Annotated in this window: 17 protein-coding genes and 1 tRNA gene; 12 read left to right on the top strand and 6 right to left on the bottom strand. The window is 32.3% G+C overall.

From position 1 onward, the window contains the following. From ACW9JY_RS09285 to ACW9JY_RS09275, 3 genes are all read right to left on the bottom strand, one after another. On the bottom strand, positions 1-855 hold an 855-nt coding region (locus ACW9JY_RS09285), incomplete at its 3' end, for a hypothetical protein (RefSeq protein WP_457284145.1). Between the two features lie 227 nt (positions 856-1,082). After that, entirely contained in the window at positions 1,083-1,553 is a 471-nt protein-coding gene (locus tag ACW9JY_RS09280) for a hypothetical protein (protein ID WP_457284144.1), read from the bottom strand. 176 nt (positions 1,554-1,729) lie between these two features. Beyond that, positions 1,730-1,873: a hypothetical protein gene (locus ACW9JY_RS09275; protein WP_457284143.1), complete on the bottom strand. Its 144-nt coding sequence runs from the start codon at positions 1,871-1,873 to the stop codon at positions 1,730-1,732. A gap of 367 nt (positions 1,874-2,240) precedes the next feature. Here ACW9JY_RS09275 and ACW9JY_RS09270 point away from each other — a divergent pair, with 367 nt between their 5' ends. From ACW9JY_RS09270 to ACW9JY_RS09230, 9 genes are all read left to right on the top strand, one after another. After that, a complete protein-coding gene (locus tag ACW9JY_RS09270) occupies positions 2,241-3,962 on the top strand; it encodes a hypothetical protein (RefSeq protein WP_457284142.1) in 1,722 nt (573 codons plus the stop codon). Positions 3,963-4,110: 148 nt separating this feature from the next. Further along, the gene (locus tag ACW9JY_RS09265; RefSeq protein WP_457284141.1) at positions 4,111-5,265 is read left to right on the top strand and encodes a tetratricopeptide repeat protein; all 1,155 of its coding nucleotides are present in this window, start codon (positions 4,111-4,113) and stop codon (positions 5,263-5,265) included. 31 nt (positions 5,266-5,296) lie between these two features. Further along, on the top strand, positions 5,297-6,064 hold the full coding sequence (mazG, locus tag ACW9JY_RS09260; RefSeq protein WP_457284146.1) for a nucleoside triphosphate pyrophosphohydrolase: 768 nt from the start codon (positions 5,297-5,299) through the stop codon (positions 6,062-6,064). A gap of 7 nt (positions 6,065-6,071) precedes the next feature. After that, positions 6,072-7,154 (top strand): DUF933 domain-containing protein, encoded by a 1,083-nt coding sequence (locus tag ACW9JY_RS09255; protein WP_457284140.1) that lies wholly within the window; start codon positions 6,072-6,074, stop codon positions 7,152-7,154. A gap of 16 nt (positions 7,155-7,170) precedes the next feature. After that, positions 7,171-8,157, top strand: coding sequence for a UDP-glucose 4-epimerase GalE (galE, locus tag ACW9JY_RS09250; RefSeq protein WP_457284139.1), 987 nt, complete (start codon positions 7,171-7,173; stop codon positions 8,155-8,157). Between the two features lie 3 nt (positions 8,158-8,160). Beyond that, positions 8,161-8,682, top strand: coding sequence for an adenine phosphoribosyltransferase (locus tag ACW9JY_RS09245; RefSeq protein WP_103065538.1), 522 nt, complete (start codon positions 8,161-8,163; stop codon positions 8,680-8,682). 34 nt (positions 8,683-8,716) lie between these two features. Next, a complete protein-coding gene (locus tag ACW9JY_RS09240) occupies positions 8,717-10,090 on the top strand; it encodes a glucose-6-phosphate isomerase (protein WP_103065539.1) in 1,374 nt (457 codons plus the stop codon). A gap of 2 nt (positions 10,091-10,092) precedes the next feature. Next, complete coding sequence (gene coaE, locus ACW9JY_RS09235) at positions 10,093-10,674, top strand: dephospho-CoA kinase (protein WP_103065540.1); 582 nt, start codon at positions 10,093-10,095, stop codon at positions 10,672-10,674. 13 nt (positions 10,675-10,687) lie between these two features. Continuing rightward, positions 10,688-11,977 carry an ABC transporter substrate-binding protein gene (locus ACW9JY_RS09230; RefSeq protein WP_457284138.1) on the top strand — a complete coding sequence of 430 codons (1,290 nt, stop codon included), beginning with the start codon at positions 10,688-10,690 and terminating at the stop codon, positions 11,975-11,977. Between the two features lie 52 nt (positions 11,978-12,029). Here ACW9JY_RS09230 and ACW9JY_RS09225 read toward each other — a convergent pair. The 3 genes from ACW9JY_RS09225 to ACW9JY_RS09215 form a co-directional block, all read right to left on the bottom strand. Then, positions 12,030-12,104, bottom strand: a tRNA-Ala gene (locus ACW9JY_RS09225). A 34-nt stretch (positions 12,105-12,138) separates the two neighbouring features. After that, positions 12,139-12,834, bottom strand: coding sequence for an ABC transporter ATP-binding protein (locus ACW9JY_RS09220; RefSeq protein WP_103898640.1), 696 nt, complete (start codon positions 12,832-12,834; stop codon positions 12,139-12,141). Beyond that, on the bottom strand, positions 12,834-15,434 hold the full coding sequence (locus ACW9JY_RS09215) for an ABC transporter permease (protein ID WP_457284137.1): 2,601 nt from the start codon (positions 15,432-15,434) through the stop codon (positions 12,834-12,836). Before ACW9JY_RS09215 ends, ACW9JY_RS09220 begins: the two co-directional genes overlap by 1 nt. Before the next feature lie 254 nt (positions 15,435-15,688). Between ACW9JY_RS09215 and htpG the strand changes: the two genes are divergently transcribed. The 3 genes from htpG (at position 15,689) to amrB (ending at position 20,634) form a co-directional block, all read left to right on the top strand. Further along, positions 15,689-17,569 carry a molecular chaperone HtpG gene (gene htpG, locus ACW9JY_RS09210; protein ID WP_457284136.1) on the top strand — a complete coding sequence of 627 codons (1,881 nt, stop codon included), beginning with the start codon at positions 15,689-15,691 and terminating at the stop codon, positions 17,567-17,569. A gap of 121 nt (positions 17,570-17,690) precedes the next feature. Continuing rightward, a complete protein-coding gene (locus ACW9JY_RS09205; protein WP_457284135.1) occupies positions 17,691-19,778 on the top strand; it encodes a hypothetical protein in 2,088 nt (695 codons plus the stop codon). A gap of 31 nt (positions 19,779-19,809) precedes the next feature. Next, entirely contained in the window at positions 19,810-20,634 is an 825-nt protein-coding gene (amrB, locus tag ACW9JY_RS09200) for an AmmeMemoRadiSam system protein B (protein WP_457284134.1), read from the top strand. The last annotated feature ends 77 nt before the right edge of the window (positions 20,635-20,711 follow it).

Below are 20,711 nucleotides of genomic sequence, written 5' to 3'. Positions count from 1 at the left end.
GTAGAGCAAATTTGGGCTATTTATATATAATCTTATATTCAGATCTTCATCTAATACGAATATTTCCGCTTCACCTTTTGACAATATTAAATGGTTTTCAAAAGCCGCAAACGATTCATTGATAACAGCATTTTCCCCTAATTCTTTATTTTCTTCTTCTATGTATTCCCCATCTTTATTTGATAATTTATATACCCCTTGTACAAAAGGTTCAGAAGTGACGTAAGCTTCCGGACCAACTTGTTCAGTTTTACCATACATGTAACGTAGGTATATTGTATCTTCTATTACTTCTAAATTAATATAATTCATACCAAGTGATTCTTGACCTAGTTCAGGGAAAACTCTTTCTATTGTATCCCCCTTCACTTTAAAAAGACCTTTGATTCGATCTAAAATGAATATTTTTGAATCAATTATTTTAACATCACTTATACTGAGATCTTTGTTTAATGTAACCGTATTCAGAATTTCTCCTTCTGAATTGAAAATTTTTACTACGTTGTAGAAAGCTACATACAATGAATCATCATAAATATCCATTCCACCTGCGGTCAAAAGGTGTCTTTCTATTTCTTTACCATTGTGAATGATTTTCACAGAAGCTTTCCCGTAACCTTCCAATTCTAAATCAAATATCTTGTTGATGTTTCCTTTTGAATCTATAAAATACACTAAGCCGTTCTCTGACAAAAGATACACATTACCTTTTTCAGTAACTATATCTAATATTTCGTTTTCATTGTCAAACAGATTAACAACAAAGCTTTCATCGAATTCTAAATTCACTGAAAAAGTGAAGGTGACAGAAATCAAAATAAACATTATCAAAAATTGCCCTCTAAACATTTTCATCTTTTTTATCCTCCTCGTATAATATGTATGGATATGAAACGTTGAGAATCATAAAATTCTCTAATTGTTCCAACTCTCGTTTATTCTATTTTTTATTTTATGTATTCAATCTCTAAAAAAGGAAGTTATTTATGTCTTAGAATCAATTTTTAGAAATCTTTCAGTTTCTAGTATCCAATACAACGGAAATTAATTTCCGTTGTATTGGATTAAGTTTAAGTACGTATCTAAATTATGATTATGGGTTGACTCCAAGATTTGAAATCAATGCTGTTATAACCAGTAAAAGAAAAATTATGTTGATCGGTTAAATTCCCTAACCAGTTGTAAAAGTATTCTACGCAACTATACTTCCTCCCCAGTGCTCTGCTATCAATTTGGTAATAAGTCATAGGAGGAACTTCAGCCTGTATGCTAATAGTTTCAGATATAGAAGTACTTCCTCCAAATCCTAATTCGACAGAAGCTGCTACAATTCCAATATTTGCATTACAACTGAAATTGTAAGAAACTGTTTTAGTTTGTCCATATCCAAAAGTTGTTGTAAAATCATTATAATTGTAATAACCAACTACTTTTTTCCAAGAAGTAGTTATAGATTGAGAAGATTCTACATATCCAAATTCCCAACCTGCAAACGTCATTATGGAAAAACTTAAAATACCTATTAACACTAATACCATACTCACTTTTTTCATAACCTTCTCACCTCTTTCGCTTTTATTTTTTCTATCCTGCAGGATTGCTACTTGCCGGCAAATAATTCATAACCTCACAATATTTTCCTTCAAAAACTCATCTAGATACTTTCTTAAATCTTCTAAGCTATTTCAAATGTTGTTTTTTGTAGAGAGTAAATGACCCAAACAAGCATTTACTCTACTCCTTCCACAACATTTACAATCTTTGCGGGTTCTAAGCCAGATGTGCCATCTTCTCCCTCATTATCTCCACCAAAAACAAAAATACCAATCAATAGCAGACCAGTGATCAACAAAACAACAACAAATTTCTTCATTCTCTTTCACCCCCTTGAATTATTCTTTTAATTTAAAACTAATATTTCAAATAATCCAATCCCTCATTTTAATCATACGCTTTTCCATATGATTTTCAACTGTTTTTTTAATTGGTTTCAAATATACATTGATAAAGTATTACAGAGATCGGTCAAAAAATACTTATGTTAAAATCGAAATTGACAATTTTTGTTATCTTTAAATTACTTATATTCTCTTTTCCTTTTTTTATCTGTATCGTGGTACAATTATGTTTGAATGGTTTCGATCTATTTTTAGAAAATTTCTAGGTTGAATAGAAGTAAACTTATATTGTATTATTATAACGCTGTGTAAATATTTCATGAGGATAGGGAGGTTCTCAGAATGAATCTTCGATCTTTGGTTGAAATTGTGAATAAAGGACAGTTCATAAGACCTATTTTGAATTATGTTGTTCATTACTTAGAAAGTGATAGATCAGATAAAAATAAAAACATCGTCAATTACATAAACGTTTTGAAATTAAAATGGGATGTTAAATACGATGAAGCCCTTGAGATAATAGATAAAGAGTTACAAAAGTTAAAAAAAGGTGGTTTGTACTACCTTTTTTTGGGTCAAAAAATTCATATATTGAATAGAATTAAACAGAAAGAGGGCGTTAAAAAAGTATTTGACGAACTAAGGGATAATTTTGACAATATACCTGTTTATGTCAGAGGACTTGTTGTAGAAACTCTAAAAAATATACATGAATTGTATTATGAACCCGATGAAAGTATGGAAAAGATAAGATATTGGAGTGAGAATTACGAACAAAACCCTGTTGATAAAGGTTTCATATTGCTATCAAAAGCAAGAGAGAAAAAGAACGAAGAAAGATACGATGAAGCAGTTTCTTTAAACATCAAAGCATTTAAGGTTTTAAAAACTATTCCACATCCTTCTGGTATGGTGCAAGCTTTAAATAATATATCTTGGTGGTTGAAAGATACAAACAAAGAAAAGGCTTTAGCTTTTACCTTTCCATTGGGATTCTATCTTGGTTACTACTTCGATGATAATAACTTTAATGTTTTCAATTCCCTCGATACTATGTTTCAAGTACAGAAGAATAACAAAGATCCTTTGATTTATGAGACCGCTTTTATTTTTTCACGCTTAGTTTCATCGTTGAGTGTCGATAAGAAAAAAATAATCTGGAATGAGTTTGAATATACAATTCACGATGTCAGACGTCTTGTTTTGAATATTAGAAATAGAAATTACTTAAACACAAAAACCTTGAGAGCTTTCATAAGGAAAGAGATAGGAAAAGAAAAGATACCCATTGATTCATTGAACGTTTCTGAAAGAACGTTGAAAGAGTTTTTATCTGCAAAGACAAAGTACATTCAACCAAATACCTTGAGAAACATATTAGAGGCTCTTGAGTTTAAAATCAACACATCCACACCTATATGTATAATCAAAGAATTGAAAAAGAAGGATATAGATAAGAAGTATGAGATAAACCTTGAAAAGTTTAAAAACTTTCCAAAAGAAAGACAAATATCAGAACTCTTTACATCTTACCTCGTTCATTACTACAAAGAAGAGATTGATCTAAAAAAGATAATTAAAGAGATACAAGATGACAGTTTAATTGAAGAAAGATGTGATTACTACACGAAAGAGCTGATAAAATCTACCTTTGAAAGAAATCCAAAGATAGATTTCAATTCTTTACTAACAAACGTTCAAGAACCGGAAATCCACACAAACAAAAATATAACCTTCAACGAACATCCTTTTTATTTGGGAAGGAAAGGTGTTGTAAAAAGGTTTATAAAAGACTTAAATAAAAAGAATTTAAAAGAGTTCATTGAAAATTACATTGGTCTTGATACAACTCAACAAAAGACAGTAGAAAAGTTCATAATGAATTACGGTAGGTACTATGATTTAAAGGATATACCCAAAGAAATCACACCGAAAGTACCAAAAGAGATTAATTCATTCGTGAAAAAATATACGTTGAAGAGAAAACCTTCTGCTATTTCTTTTTATGTGTTTGAAGGGGAAGAAAGAGCGAACTTCCTCCGCCTACCTATTGCCCATGTATGATCTAACCAATCTTTTTCACGGACATCTAATATGATCTAATGCCTTAGCTTTCTTAGAAAACAGCTTTATGGTATAATTACACTACAAGAATATCTTGATGAAAATTTCAAAAACCTTTAAAACTATTTGACATTCTAGGAGGAGCGTTTTGAGACAAAAATTAGTTGTGTTGTTATTTTTTATGATTTTTTCGTTATCGATCTTCGCAACAGTTTTTGATGATTTTGTTTATTACGTGGATCTTCAAACAATGTATGAATCGGATGACCCATATTTAAAGACACTTGGAGGTTTGTTGAAGCGATGGGAAACGGGTTTACCAATGTACGTAGATAATTTACAACTTTCAGATCTTACGTTGTTTCCTGATGATGAGACAATCTTAAAGATATTAAAAGATTTAGACCCTTATGTTTACCTTGAACCCACCGAATTGTTTGAAGAAGCCTTAGAAAAATACCCCAATTCAATAATAATAAATTCTATGTATCTTTTTTTCAATTTCCAATATTGGCAAAATTCTTTGGACCCATCTGTAGTGAAAGAAATCTTTGAATATTCTGAAAAAATCGAAAAACTCGTGGGAGAAAAAACTCCCTTTACTGTTTATTGTGAAGCACAAATCTTATCAAAATCTAAAATATATAATGATCCTCAAAAAGCTTACAACGATTTAAAAGAAATTTATCTAACTTACAATTACGATAAAAAAATAATTGAATCTTTGGTTGAAATAAGTTTTCAAACAAATAACTACGAAATTATTCAAGACCTTTATAATTCTTATATGAATTTAAAGGGGAAAGATTCTCAAACCTTACTGTACTTTTCAAAAATTTTTTATAACCTGGGAGAAACAGAAAAATCAAAGGAAATAGCCCTTTCTTTAATTCCGGTTTCAAAAGATTCATCGATTCTTTCTGAAACATACGAATTTTTGGGTGACATAGAAAACAATTACGAAAAAAGGATAGAATATTATCAAAAAGCTTTAACTCACGACAAGGAAAACGGAAGAATAATGTCTAAATTGGGATTAACTTACTATAATTGGGATAAAAAAGAGTATGCTCAATTAGCAAGATACTTTCTCAACGGTGCTGAAAGTCGCAATTATATAACCGAAGAAACTGAAAAAGCTTTAAAAGAACTGAGATCGAGAGTCGTACTTGAAATCTTCCTTAAATATTTATTACCTTTGCTATTAATAGTAGTTTTTGCCTTATGGTTGCTATATTATTTGGATAAAAAAAGGAAGATCAAAGAACACAATCGAATCTTTAAAGAACAAAATAACAAATAGGGGAGCTAATACGTACAATACGGGAGGAATTATTTTGGAGTTAGGTGAAAAATTTGAAGAGCTTATGAAAGTGATGAAAAGACTAAGGGGACCAAAAGGTTGCGATTGGGACAAAGTCCAAACACATGAGAGTTTGAAACCTTATATAATTGAAGAAGCATATGAATTGGTTGATTCTATTGACGAAAAAGATATAAGAAAAATAAAAGAAGAGTTAGGAGATATATTACTCCAAGTTGTTTTTCATTCCACTATTGCCGAAGAAAGCAATGAGTTTTCTACTTTTGAAGTAATAGATGAACTGATCAATAAGTTAGTGAGAAGACATCCGCATGTTTTTGGAGATGAAAAAGGATATTCTTATGCCAGGTGGGAGGAAATAAAGGCAAAAGAGAATGGAGATAAGAATTTTAGTAGAATCGGGAAACTCAATAAAGCTTTACCTGCACTCTCTTTAGCAAGAAGAATTCAAGAAAATGCTGCTGCGGTAGGATTTGACTGGGTAGAAGTGAAAGATGTGCTCGATAAAGTAAAAGAAGAAGTGGACGAACTTAATGAAGCTAAAACCCAACCAGAGGTAGAAGAAGAGTTTGGAGATTTATTATTTGCACTTGTTAACTTGGCTCGTTTTTTAAAGATAGACCCGGAAGTTTCTTTAAGAAAGGCGAGTGAGAAGTTTATAGAACGGTTCAACCAAATGGAAAAAGCGATTGAAAAAGATGGAAAAGAATTTGAAGCTTTAAATTTAGAAGAGTTAGATAAATATTGGGAATTAATTAAAAAAGAGGAAAAGAGGTGAGAATTAGGTGGAAATAGGCATATTCGGCCTTCCGTTAACAGGTAAAACTACTATTTTCTCCCTTTTAACTGATTATAAAATAGAGGATAGTTATAAAAGAGAGGCTATAAAAAGAACGGCAATTATAAAAGATGAAAGAGTTGCTTCTCTTGCACGTTTGTACAATCCCAAAAAGGTTATCTTCGCTAACTTAGATTTTATCGATATACCAAGTTATGACCACAAGGGGGATCCAAGAGAAAAAACGAGAATTTTTCAGATGATACAAAATGTTGATGCTTTACTTTTGGTTATAAGATCTTTTAAAAATCCCTCTGTTCCTTGGCCAGAAAATGCTGATAATCCGATAAAACAACTAGAAATTTTGAAAACAGAGTTAATTTTTAGAGATTTAGAAATTGTAGAAAATCGATTAGAAAGGCTTGAAACTCAAAAGAAAAAGACAAAGTTCTCAGTGACGGAAGAAAACGAAGAAAAAATTTTGTTGAAAATAAAAGAAGTTTTAGAGGATGAGGTTTTCGTTTCCAAAATGGACTTGAGCGAGGAAGATAAAAAATTAGTTGGTTCTTTAGCTTTATTCACTTTAAAACCCATTATTGTATGTGTCAACGTCGATGATGACCAATTTTCAAAAAATAGCTACGAATATAAAGAACAGGTAGTTGAAGAATGTAAAAAACAAAATTTTGCGTATATTGAAATAGACGGAAAAATAGAAGTAGAAATAAACGAGCTAGAGGATGAAGAAGAAAAAAGATTATTTCTGGAAGATTTATCAATTAAAGAACCCGGTGTTGAAAGATTAGCAAAAATTGTGTATAATCATGTTGGACTGATTTCTTTTTTCACCGTCGGAAAAGACGAGGTAAGAGCTTGGACGGTAAAAAAAGGTAGTACAATGAAGGAAGCCGCTGGAAAAATACATTCTGATTTCGAAAAGAATTTCATTCGTGCAGAGGTTATGAAATATGAGGACCTAATTAAATACGGAAGCGAAGAAAAAGTGAAAGAACAGGGACTTTGGAGATTAGCTGGAAAAGATGAAATATTGGAAGATGGAGAAATATTAAACATTAGAGCTAACGCTTGAGTTGAGGGGTGACCTAATGATACTTGTCACAGGAGGAGCTGGGTACATAGGTTCTCATTTGGTGAAAAGGCTGCAAGATCAAAATAAAGAAGTAGTAGTTTTTGATAACTTTGAAAAAGGGCATAGGTGGGCTGTTAACGATGTACAAGTCGTTGAAGGAGATCTTAGAAACGAAAAATATATCGATTATGTATTTGAAAATTACAAAATAGATGAGGTATATCATTTCGCGGCTTTTTCATTAGTTGGTGAATCTATGACAGAACCTAATAAATATTTTAAAAACAATATATGTGGAACGTTGAACCTTTTAAAAAGCATGCATAAACATAAATGTAAGTATATAGTTTTTTCTTCTACCGCAGCTGTTTATGGAGAACCAGAAAAAGTTCCCATCACTGAAGACCAACCCAAGAACCCTACGAACATTTATGGTCAATCAAAATTAATGGTTGAAGAGATTCTAAATTGGTATTCTAAACTTGATATTATAAGATATGTAGCTTTGAGATATTTCAACGCCGCTGGCGCGTATTATGATGGCAGTATAGGCGAAGCCCACGAACCTGAAACTCACTTGATCCCATTAGTCCTTGAAACAGCTTTAGGGAAAAGAGACAAACTGTACGTTTATGGAGATGATTATCCAACCAAGGACGGAACACCAGTTAGAGACTATATTCATGTAATGGATTTGATAGAAACCCATATTTTAGCTATGAAATGGATGAAGGAAAATGAAAAATCTGACGTTTTTAATTTAGGTAATGGTCAAGGATTTACCGTTTTAGAGGTTATTAAAACAGCTGAAAAAGTAACTTCAAAAAAAATAAATTACGAAGTAGTAGAAAGAAGGCCTGGTGATCCTGCTGCTTTAATAGCTTCCTCAAAAAAAGCAGAGGAAGTTTTAAACTGGCACCCTCAAAACAAAGAATTAGAAAAGATAATATCGGACGCTTGGAATTGGCACAAAAATAAGGATAAAAATGTATTAGGAGGATAACTCATGGAGATAGTAGACCTAAAAAAATGGATAAGAGATATACCAGATTTTCCAGAAAAAGGCGTTATATTTAGAGATATTACCCCACTTTTGAAAAACCCTGAAGTTTTTAAGTATTCAGTCGAAAAAATCGCTGAATTGATAAAAGAGTGGGATTTTGATTGTATCGTATCCCCCGAGTCGAGGGGGTTTATATTTGCCACACCTTTAGCTTACATCATGAATAAAGAATTCGTTCCCATAAGAAAACCAGGAAAGCTACCTTACAAAACTTATTCGATCTCTTATGAACTAGAATATGGTCAAACATCTCTGGAAATGCATATTGACGCGATAGATAAAGGCGAAAAGGTGATAGTCGTTGATGATGTGTTAGCCACTGGAGGTACTACAAAAGCGATAAAGGAATTAATAGACAGAGCCGGAGGGAAAACCGTTGGTGTTGTCTGTCTTGCTGAACTAACCTACCTAAACCCAAGGGAAAATCTAAAAGATTTAGAAATTGCCAGTTTGATACGATATTGAAAGTATAATTTAAACGCAAGAAGGGGGAAAAAAGATGAATGGAATAAAATTTGATTTTTCAAATGTTTTCCATCCCAATATTGAAAATGGCTTAACTGAAGAAGAAATAAACGACCAAGCCAACAGAGTTCAAGATATTGTGGAAACGATAAAACAAAACAATCCTGGCTTTTTGAATCTACCTTTCACAAGGGTTTACATAGATAGAGTTTTGGATTTAAAAACGTGGATACAAAGTTTTGAAAGTGTAGTAGTTTTAGGCATAGGTGGTTCTGCATTAGGAAATCAAGCGCTGCAAACAGCCCTTAATCCATTGCATTATAACGCTTTGTCTAAAGAAATAAGAAAAACTCCTAAAATTTTCATCCTGGATAATGTTGACCCCGATTTTATAGCATCAGTTTTGGACCAAATCGATCCAAAGACTACTCTGTTCAATGTTATATCAAAATCCGGTACAACAGCAGAAGCCATGGCAAATTATCTAGTTGCAAGAGGAATAATCGAAGGATACGGATTAGATCCAAAAAAACACTTTCTATTCACCACCGATCCTGAAAAAGGTATATTAAAGAAGCTAGCTGAAGAGGAGGGAATAAAAACTTTAGATATACCTCCTTCAATTGGCGGTAGGTTTAGTGTTTTAACCCCTGTTGGCTTATTATCAGCTTTGGCAAGTGGAATAGATATAATTGATTTATACAACGGTGCCAAAGAAATGCACAAAAGGGTTACCAATCCAAATATTTGGGAAAATCCTGCGGCTTTTAACGCCTTAGTGCATTATCTATATTACCAGAAAGGTTACAATATTTCTGTAATGATGTCCTACTCAAACAAATTGTATCTACTAGCTGATTGGTACAGACAATTATGGGCAGAAAGTCTGGGGAAAAAATACAATTTAAAAGGTGAAATCGTGAACGTTGGGCAAACTCCAATAAAAGCATTAGGAACAACAGACCAACATTCCCAAGTTCAACTATACAACGAAGGGCCTTACGATAAAGTAATCACTTTCATACAACTAGAAAATTTCGAACGAAACATAAAAATCCCTAACATACACTGTGATCTTCCCGAGTTATCTTATCTGGGAGGTAAAAATCTTTCAGCCCTTTTGAATACAGAACTAGCTGGTACGGAATACGCTTTGACAGAAAACAATAGACCAAATCTAAAAGTTATTTTTCCTCAGATCAATCCCTTCAATGTGGGACAATTCATATTCGCATATGAATTTCAAACAGCAGTAATGGGAAATCTATTAGAGATAAACCCTTATGACCAACCGGGCGTCGAATTAGGTAAAAAGGTTACTTATGCTTTGATGGGAAGAAAAGGTTACGAAGATTTCAGCATTGAGGTAGAAAACAAACTTAAAAACAAAAAACAGGTGACGATGTAAAAATGGTAATAGGAATTACAGGCCCTGCAGGATCTGGAAAAAGCACTGTATCAAAGATAATAAAAAATATATACGGAGATAAGGCATCCATAATCGATGTGGATAGGTTAGGACACGAGGTCTTAACCTATTTTTTTATTAAAGAGAAATTAAAAGAAAATTTTGGAGAAGAAATATTCGATGATGATAACAATATTTCTAGATCAAAACTTGGCGAAATAGTTTTTTCAGACAAAGAAAAGTTAGAATTATTGAATAAGATAGTCCATCCAGAAATTCTTAAAAAAACTGAACAAATACTGAAAGAAATTTCAAATAAAAATGATATAATAATTGTAGATGCAGCTTTGCTTTTCAAAATAGGATTGGACAAATTATGCGATAAAATTATCTACGTAGATGCCCCAGAAGAATTACGTATTGAAAGACTGTCAGAAAATCGCGGTATCCCCTTGGAGAAAGCAAGAAACATCGTTAAATCCCAAGAATACATAAACTCTGAGCGTTGTGATTTTAAAATATCGAATATTGGTAATTTTGACCAATTGTACAAAGAAACAGAAAAAATTATCCAAAACTTATGAGGAGGTGTTCGGAATGAAGAAAGTTGTTTCTATTCTTTTTACGGTTTTACTTGTTTCTTTTGCTTTTTCTCAAGTTGAAATTGAGTTTTGGCACGCTATGGGGGGACAACTGGGAGAGACGTTGAATTCCTTAGTCGACACTTTTAATAGAGAAAACCCAGATGTCCATGTCTCAGCCATATATGTGGGAAACTACAGTGCCTTAAACCAAAAGTTACTTTCTACGATCACCGCTTACTCCCAAGGAAGTACTACAGACCTCCCAACTTTATCTCAAGCTTATGGAAACTGGACCGCAATGTACCTTTTTTCTGATGTAGTGCAACCACTTAACGGATATATTGAAAAGGATCCTGAGTTTAAAGAAGCTTGGGATAATCAGATATTCCCTGTTCTAAAGGATTTAGTTACATGGGGAGACACAGTATATGGAATCCCATTCAACAAATCTGTTTACGTTTATTATTATAACCCGGATCTCTTTGACCTATTTGGAGTTAATCCCCCCAAAACCATGGATGAATTATTTGAAGTAAGTGAACTTTTAACAATGGATTTGGATATGGATGGAGAAATGGATCAATACGGATTAGGTGCAAGAAACTTTATCGATGATTTTCAAATATTTTTATATGCACATAACGCAACATTTTTAGAATACGTCGGCGATGGCAAATACAAGATTGTTTTACCCGAAGAGAAAACAAAAGAGGTTTTGAGTTACATAAAGAACCTGAAAGATTCCGGATACGCTTTGTTCCAAAACGCCTATTTGGATCCCCAGTTCGGCTCTGGAGAAATAGCTGCATACATGGGAACGGTGGCAGGTTTAACTTATGCTGAACAATCCTCCAGAGGAAAACACGGTGTTGCTTGGGCTCCATTACCTTCCGTAGATGGTGTTCCTCACTCTCCTATAGCTGGAACAGATTTGATAATGTTTAACTGGGTAAGCCAAGATCAAAAAGACGCAGCATGGAGATTCATGAAATTTTTGATGGATCCCGTTAATGTTGCTTACTGGTCTATAAATACGGGATATGTTCCAATAAGAAGAGATGTTGAAGAGGTTCCACAGTGGCAAACCTATACGGCAACAGATGATAAGCCAACTATTGCACTAAAAGAATTAGAAACTGCTATCCCAGATCCAAAGCCAGCCGCATGGAACGATATAAGAAACGATATCAGCACAGTATTTGCTAACTTCCTAAACGATATGGCGACTGTAGATGAAACATACGATGCCATCGTGAATACTTTAGAAACAGGATTAAAGGAGACAGGTGAATACGCTGAATAATCAGTAATAATCATCAAAACCCCAGGTAGTATCAAAACCTGGGGTTTTATTTTGGTGGAGTTGATGGGATTCGAACCCACGACCTTTGCCTTGCGAAGGCAACGCGCTCCCGCTGCGCTACAACCCCTTCTTTTTATATTATATCAAAATTCATCAAATAATTAAACTTCTTGTATAATTCCATCTCTAATTTGAATAATTCTATCGGCTCTTTTTGCAATATTCAAATCATGGGTAACTACCACAAGCGTTGTGCCATTTTCTTTTCTTATTTCCTCCAAAAGTTCTATTATTATTTCACCATTTTCACTGTCAAGATTTCCGGTTGGCTCGTCAGCCCATATAACCTCTGGCGAATGTATTATAGCCCTTGCAATAGCAACTCTTTGTTGCTCTCCACCTGATAGTTCATAGGGGAATCTTTCTACTTTACTATCAAGCTTAACCTTCTTTAAAACTTCATAAGCTTTGTCTTTTGAGGTTTTGTTCTTTTCTCCTAAGATTAGCAAAGGCAACTGAACATTTTCTAAAACCGTCAAAACCGGAATAAGATTAAAAAATTGAAACACAAAGCCCATGTTTTTGGCTCTGAAGGAAGTCCGTTCTTCTTCTTTCAAATTTTGGAACGGAACCCCTTTAAAGTAAATCTCCCCTCTGGTAGGATTATCTATTGCCGAAAGGCAATTTAGCAAGGTGGTTTTACCTGAACCTGAAGGCCCTAATATACCAATAAATTCACCTTTTTTAATCGTTAGGTTAATGTTCTTTAAAGCCTCTACTTTTACTCTCTTATCGTTGTACACTTTGTACAATTCAATCGCTTTTATCAAAGCACTATTTTTATTCTCAACTTCCATTATCCAATCTCCCTCAAACTATCTGCTGGTGTGATTTTAGTTATTAAAAACGAAGGTATCATCAAGGTTAGAAAAGTGATTAAATATACCATTCCAATTATTCCAACTACATTCAACAAAGGAAAATAAAAATCAACATTTCCTAAAAATTGAAAGATGGCGAAAATTACATCCTTTGCAACTAGGTAACCTCCCACCAGACCAATGAAAGCTCCTACGGATACAATGCTGAAATTTTCAATGAGAAGTCCCTTGGTTATATCCTTTGAACTTGAACCAATAGCCCTTAGAGTTCCAATTATTCTTTGGCGAATTATACATGATCTCACAGAGTACAATGCCAGTCCTGAAAATCCGCTAATTAATCCAAGATAAAGCATTCCCATTGCTAAAGAAATTATACCATCTACCCCATTATAAATATTTTGTAATTCCTCTTCTATAAAAATGGGGAAATCAAAGTTTGACATATATTTCTGCTTAATTTCATCTATATTTTCTTTAGGCACATTCCCTAAAAGTATATCAACACTTTTCACACTATTAGGTTTAGAAACTATATTTGCAACATATTTTACAGGAATTGTAATATCTTTTAAGTCAAAAAAACCAACAACATCATAAGAAACGTTAGATTCTCCACCTAAGGGTGTAATAGAAGAAAGATTACCCTTCACGTATGCTGGGACTTTTTCTTCATCACTAAATTTTCCATAAAGAACGGTATTTTTAATTTTCAGTTCTTCTCTCCAATCTGTTACTGATTCCGATGGAATTATCGCCGATTCAAGAAAAGTATTGTCAACAAAAGCTATGATCTGTGAATTGAGCAGGGCAACTTGAACCTTAGTTGGCTTTTCTATTCCTTCATAAACAGCTATATCATCAGAAAAAAATAGGTTTTTTATAGGATTTGATACAACCAGAAAATTGTATCCAAACAATCCCTCTTGCATAGAAGTATCAACAAACTTAACCAAATTAGCCGGGATAGAAGAAATAACAATCAAACCAAAAATAATTATACCAAACATCAAAGAAAGCATTAAAACTCTCACTGGGAATCTCTCAACATAAGAAAATCCTAAAAGAAACGGAACACTCTTCTTTGAAGAAAATACCTTAGAGAATCTTTTTAAAATAGGAATTATAGATGTAAAAAAAAGAACAACGATAAAGCCGAATAAAAAGGCTCTTTGAAAAATAAAATTGAAAGTTAACGCTCTGGAATAGAGATTAAAAGATGTTTTACTAAGTATCATAAGAAAAATGGATAACCCAACATTAAATAAAGGGTTTTTGAATACAAATACTAATCCCAATGAAATTAGAATTAATCCAACAATTTCAAATTCATTTGCAAAGGAAGTTAACAGAAAACTAGATATAATAAAAAGAAGGGAAAACCAACCGTTAATACTATGAGGAACATACGCTTCCACATCTTTTTTCAAAGACTCCACCGGAGAATTGTTGGAAATATGTAACCCTTTAATCATAAAAATAATCAACGGAATTACAATACCTATTAAAAAACCAAATATTATTGTTTTAATACTCAATTCATAAGGAGCAATTGTAAAACTTCCTAAAGTTTCGAAAGTTAGACCTGATGCAATTTCACCAAGTTGATTTAACAAGGCGGCTCCTATTTTCGCCCCCAAAATAACCCCTATTAGAGAAGATATCCCAAAATACAACAGGGACTCCATAAAGAAAAGAAATAAGATCTTAAATCTCTTAACGCCTAAAATTCTTAAAATAGCCACCGTTTTTTCCTGCTCATTTGCAAAATTATTCCCGAAAACAATAACTAATATTAAACCTGCCAATATTGAAAAAGAACTAAAGGCAAAAACAATGTATCCTAGAATTTCATTTGCTGGGGAATTTAAAAAATCCTCTTTTATATTATTAATCTCCAAATTTGAAGGAAGGGAAATATCAGAAATATGTACATTTTCAGATTCAACGAAATCTACGTAAGCCTTTGATGGGAAAACTGTATTACCTTTGAAATCTGATACATTAACAAAGACTGATCCCGGATACTGTGCCATCTCTCCTCGATAATTCAAAAAACCTTTTTCACCAACATAGGAAATCTCTAAATTTTTTGAACCTCCAGGCATATGAATTACAATGGTTTCTCCTTCATTAACTCCAATTTCCTTTGCTATATCCTGAGATACAACTATTTTACCAGGGCTTAAATCAATAGTTTGACCTACAAAGTTTGAAAGGTCTTCTTCTTCAACCGCAACAACCAAAACTTCCAAAAAACGTCCGTTATTTTCTATTCTTCCAAAACTTTCCGAAACCGGCAGAATGTTTTTTACTTGGGGATTGCTTTTTAGATCGTCTAAAATCATTTGTGACAAAGGAAAAGAAAGAAATGGAGATGTCCTATTATTAACAATAAAGGCATCTGCTTGGCCAAAATTAACTTCCACTTGAGTTTTTCTATATGAAACTATCGAATCATTAAGGGAAAGAGAAGAAACAGTCAACAAAGAAGGGATGATAGCCCCCAATACTAGCAAAATACTTACTTGCCACTTCTTTAAAAAATTACGAAGGGCAAATTTCCAAAAAAACACTAAACCATCTCCCAAAAATGCGTTCTTCAGTGCATAGTGTTATTTTATCAAATTACATTAAAAAATACTATAGCATAATAAAAAAATATATCAAAATTCTTTGCATTCTAAAATGAGTTCAAGAGCTCAACAAAGTTCTCTATATAAAAATAATAAAAAAACAGAAAATTAACCTTCAAAAAGATTCGATATAATTATTTTTTGGTTAGAGTTTATAAGTACACTAAGATTCTAAAAAGCAGGAGGGAAAATAAATGCCTGAAGTAAAAGAATTTCAAGCAGAAACAAAACAATTACTCAATCTAATAATAAACTCCATTTACACTCACAAAGACATATTTTTAAGAGAGTTGATTTCTAACGCGTCGGACGCGCTTGATAAAATCAGATTCTTATCTTTAAAAGACCCTGGCGTTCTACAAAATGATACTGAATTGCAGATAAGGATTGAAATAGACAAAGATAACAACACTTTGATAGTTGAAGATAACGGTATTGGAATGTCTTATGAAGAAGTAATCGAAAACTTGGGAACTATTGCAAAATCAGGCACTAAAAACTTTCTGGAACAACTAAAACAGGCTCAATCTGAAAACACTATAATAAACCTCATAGGGCAATTCGGAGTTGGGTTTTATTCGGTATTCATGGTTGCGAAAAAAGTTATTGTAGAAACAAAAAAATGGGATCAGGATAAAGGTGTGAGATGGGAATCCGATGGAATAGGAACTTATTCAATTGAAGAGTGTGAAAAAGCCAATAGAGGAACTAAGATTACCCTAATATTGAAAGACGATCTAGATGAGGATGAAAATTATTTGGACCAATATAAAATTCAAGAATTAGTCAAAAAACACTCTAACTATATAAAATATCCCATAAAAATGAAATGGGAAGAAGAAGTAGAAGCAGGTAAAAAGAAGATAACCGATAAAATACTTAATTCGATGGTTCCCTTATGGAACAAAAACAAAGAAGAAATATCTCAAAATGAATACAACGAGTTCTACAAAGAACATTTTTACGATTGGAACGATCCTTTCGATGTTATTCATTTCAAAGCTGAAGGAACAACGGTTGAATTTACAGCTTTGCTTTATATTCCTTCTAAGTTGCCCTTTACTTTTTTCAGTAAAGATTACAAAAGGGGCTTAAACCTCTATTCAAAGAACGTTTTTATAATGGAAAACTGTGAAGAAGTTCTCCCCGATTATTTGGGTTTCGTTAAAGGATTGGTGGACTCTCCAGACTTCTCTTTGAATATCTCAAGAGAAATACTCCAGAAAAACAAACAACTAAAAGTAATAAGAAAAAATATTGAAAGAAAGATATTAGATGCTTTAAAATCAAAACTTGAAAACGAAAGAGAAAAGTACGTGGAATTTTGGAAAGAATTTGGAAAAGTTATAAAAGCAGGATTATATCAGAATATACAAGAAAAAGAAAAAGTTCAAGACCTACTTTTATTCGAAAGTTCTACGTCTGATAAAAATATGGTAACCCTTAAAGAATATATTTCAAAAATGAAAGAAGATCAAGGTAATTACATATATTACGCAGTGGGGGAAAGCAAAGATATTATTGAAAACCTACCTCAAATGGAATCCTTCAAAGAAAAAGGTTATGAGGTGTTGTATTTAACAGATGAAATAGACGAATTCCTCATCAAATTGATGCACGACTACGAAGGAAAAGAATTCAAATCGATCAGCAGTTCAAATGTAAAAATAGATGAGAAATTTAAAGAAAAAGAAGAAGAAAATAAGGACTTACTCAAAAAAATAAAAGAGTATCTTAAAGACAAAGTAAAAGATGTTAGAATAACAGATAAATTGAAGGAATCCCCCGCATGTATAGTAAGTGCCAACGAAGCAATATCCTTGAACATGGAAAAAACCTTAAAAAATCTAAAGCAACTACCCTTTGAAGCTGAAAAGATCTTAGAGCTAAATCCTGATCACCAAGTATTTAAAATATTAACAGATATATACCACAAAGATCCCAACTCAGAAGAAATTAAAGATTACGCTGAATTACTTTACAATCAATCTTTGTTACTTGAAGGATTAGAAATCGAAGATAAAACTACATTTGCAAAACTGATCACAAAGCTAATGATAAAATCAAAAAAATAAAGACGCCCTAAAAGGGCGTTTTTTAATTTTAAAAGGGTTATAGGGGGAAAGAATGCTAAAGAGAGTCTTAAAGTTTTTATGGTATAATTAAAAAAACAAGAAACTATTTTAAGGGGGTCTCATGCCGAGGCAAAAGAAATCTCTTTTCTTTATTTTTTTACTATTACCTTCATTTTTCTTTGGTTTTTTCATAGATTATGACTCATCCACCAACGCCAATATCTTATTTTTTGAAACACCAAGTAAGTTTGAAATTTATTCAAACGATCCAAAGACCATTTACAAAATTTCTTTCGAAGAGGAAATTTTTGAACAAGCTAATTACAAAATCAGTAAAGGGCCTGTAAAAGAAGTCTCTACTTCAAAAAATGTAATTACAATCAAATTCCTTTATCCAATGAACAATTTAGAAATAAAGGACGATAGGATAGCCTTTTATGGATATGAACCATACAATTTTCAACAGATAAACTTTGAAAAAATAAAGTTAGATGACGCTATAGATTTGTTGTTTACTTACATTGGCTGGAATTGGATAAAAACCGAAGAATTACCCGACACCTTTTTCGCTATAAATTCAAATGAAATACATATAGAACATTTTTTAAGAATGCTGAACGAAGTTTACTCTTTAAACACAATCTTTTACGATGAAGATAGTGTATTAATAGGTAAACAAGCATCTGTCTTTGAAAATGATCTGCCTTTATTCATTGAAAATGAAAATATCTCTGAAGAAAGTTCATCAACAAATTTTATGCGAGTCTCTTCAAAGGAAGATTCTTTAGATAAAAATCAAGAATATTTGCTTTTCTTTGAATCAAAGTATGACCTAACCCGTTTAGAAAAAATTTTTGATTGTAAAGTAGCCTTTTTTGAGGATAGTTACTACGCTGTACTTGCTAAAAAAGGGGAAAAGGATCAAATTAACGAACTAATAAATTATTTAAACGAAATTCCAGAAACATACGATGAGTCTTTACTAATAGCATCACAAGAAATTAGTGAAACGCCTACTCCTATTGAAAAGAAAGAAAATTACGATGATGAAAGTTATATTGTTTTAATGTCTACCTACGATATGACATTTTTAGAAGAGATTCTACCTCTAAAAACTTACAAGTTAGACGAACAAAATTTCTTTTTAATGGGAAGTAGTGAATCAATAAAGATAGCGGAAAAAATCAACGAACTTGTTCAACCTCGAGTTGTTCCCGACACGTCCAAACCTGTAATTAACAAAGAACTTGTTACCATTTCTGTTAAAAAGAGTACAATTTTTGAGAAATTATTAATCCAGGAGAATATCCATTTTTCAAAAATCACAGCACAGGAAGATTATGTTCTATATATGTTAGAATATGAAGAATCCATAACAAATTTTGTAAAAAATATTCTGGATTCATTCCTTTATGAAAAGGGTGATATTGAAGTTTCGTTAAAAGAGTTAATTTCCTTGGTAGCAAAAGCACAATCTATAAACGTTATATCAGATTTTGAAAACGATAAAAAGATAACTATCAATGATTTTAATTTAGATATGTCATCATTACAGCCTTATCTGGTATCTCAAGACATATGGTACAAGAACATCGGACATAATACCCTTAGATTTTATGAACAGAAAAAATTATTAAAATACGAGATTTTCGTCTTTTCGGGACAAAATGTTGATAGATTCTCTGTAGGAGAACTTTACTTATTAACTTTACAATTTGATGGTATAATAAATGGTAGCAAGGATAGAGCTTCATTAATATCAAAACCTGTAATATATGTCAATGAAGGTGAACCAGCATCAATAAAATCTGTCTTATCGGTTCCCGTATTCGATGAGGAAGGTAAGATAGTTTCAAAAATAGAATCAGGTTTTATAATGGAAGTAAGTGGTGAATACGACAATATTACAAAATTGGTCAACACTGAATTAGATATAAGTATAAGCGAATTAAAAAACGAGGATAAAAACATAGTTGATGAAAGAAATATGAGTAGTAAATTCACCATACCCAACGGTGGTTTTATAAAATTAGGTGGATTGAATTTTACCAGCGTAGTTGAAAACGAAAGCGGTATTCCTATTTTTAAAGAAATACCAGTAATAGGACAATTATTCACTTCGTATGAAAAAACAGAAAATGTATACGATTTAGTTATTCTTATACATGTTGAAGTATCTAATAAACCTGAAATAGAGAATCATTTCTGAAACATCTGTCTCTCAGGAGGCGATTAGAAATATGGAGAAGACAAGGACTCCTGTAGTTGCAGGTACTTTTTACCCTTCGAATCCAGGAAATTTAAAAAGCCTTATAAAAGAGCTTTTCGGTGATAGTTTTAAAGTAAATTCTGAAAAATTAATTCCTCCCATGGGGGTTATAGTACCTCATGCTGGTTACATATATTCTGGGGAAACCGCAGCAAAAGCCTATAAAAAGATATTTGAAAAAGGTATAGCAAAAAGAGTATTTTTGTTAGGGCCTAATCATACAGGATTAGGGTCTAAAATATCAATTTTTACAAGTGGTAGTTGGGAAACCCCCTTGGGAAAAATAAAAGTTGACGAAAAAACCACAAGAAAGATTTTGAAAGAGTTAGATATTTATAACGATGAATTTGCACATTTAAATGAGCATTCACTAGAGGTACAGTTACCTTTTCTTCAGTATGCTATGGGAAATGATTTTGAAATTGTACCTATTTGTATGATGGATCAAAGTTTAGAAACCTCCCAGAAACTAGGAAAAATTTTATCAAATATAATAGAAGACGGAGATTTAGTCGTTGCTTCTTCGGATATGAATCATTACGAAAGTCATGAAAAGACATTGCTAAAAGATGAAAAAGTTATAGAAACATTAAAAAAGATGGATTTACAAGAAATGTATGATAGAATAAAAAGATATAATATTACTATGTGTGGATATGGTCCCGTCGCTGTTCTTTTAAGTATAGGATTTGATGATATTGAAATAATTGACCATACGACGAGTGGCGAGAAAAGTGGGGATTATGAAGCGGTAGTTGGATACATCTCTGCAATAGTTAGTAATTCACAAAAATAATAATACCCACTTCAGAAATAGGTCAAAGCAACGATTAACTAAAGGTAAATTAAGTTAAGGCAAGAAGAAAAAGAACT

The organism is Petrotoga sp. DB-2 (genome assembly GCF_054051725.1).
The sequence above is the reverse complement of the archived record's forward strand: the minus strand, read 5'-3'. Positions and strand labels throughout refer to the sequence as shown.

Excerpts from the sequence above, each read along its gene's own strand:
- galE (WP_457284139.1), top strand. The coding sequence starts at position 7,171 with ATGATACTTGTCACAGGAGGAGCTGGGTACATAGGTTCTCATTTGGTG.
- amrB (WP_457284134.1), top strand. The coding sequence starts at position 19,810 with ATGGAGAAGACAAGGACTCCTGTAGTTGCAGGTACTTTTTACCCTTCG.
- ACW9JY_RS09205 (WP_457284135.1), top strand. The coding sequence starts at position 17,691 with ATGCCGAGGCAAAAGAAATCTCTTTTCTTTATTTTTTTACTATTACCT.
- ACW9JY_RS09245 (WP_103065538.1), top strand. The coding sequence starts at position 8,161 with ATGGAGATAGTAGACCTAAAAAAATGGATAAGAGATATACCAGATTTT.
- ACW9JY_RS09280 (WP_457284144.1), bottom strand. The coding sequence starts at position 1,553 with ATGAAAAAAGTGAGTATGGTATTAGTGTTAATAGGTATTTTAAGTTTT.
- ACW9JY_RS09240 (WP_103065539.1), top strand. The coding sequence starts at position 8,717 with ATGAATGGAATAAAATTTGATTTTTCAAATGTTTTCCATCCCAATATT.
- ACW9JY_RS09220 (WP_103898640.1), bottom strand. The coding sequence starts at position 12,834 with ATGGAAGTTGAGAATAAAAATAGTGCTTTGATAAAAGCGATTGAATTG.
- coaE (WP_103065540.1), top strand. The coding sequence starts at position 10,093 with ATGGTAATAGGAATTACAGGCCCTGCAGGATCTGGAAAAAGCACTGTA.
- ACW9JY_RS09270 (WP_457284142.1), top strand. The coding sequence starts at position 2,241 with ATGAATCTTCGATCTTTGGTTGAAATTGTGAATAAAGGACAGTTCATA.
- htpG (WP_457284136.1), top strand. The coding sequence starts at position 15,689 with ATGCCTGAAGTAAAAGAATTTCAAGCAGAAACAAAACAATTACTCAAT.
- ACW9JY_RS09275 (WP_457284143.1), bottom strand. The coding sequence starts at position 1,873 with ATGAAGAAATTTGTTGTTGTTTTGTTGATCACTGGTCTGCTATTGATT.
- ACW9JY_RS09230 (WP_457284138.1), top strand. The coding sequence starts at position 10,688 with ATGAAGAAAGTTGTTTCTATTCTTTTTACGGTTTTACTTGTTTCTTTT.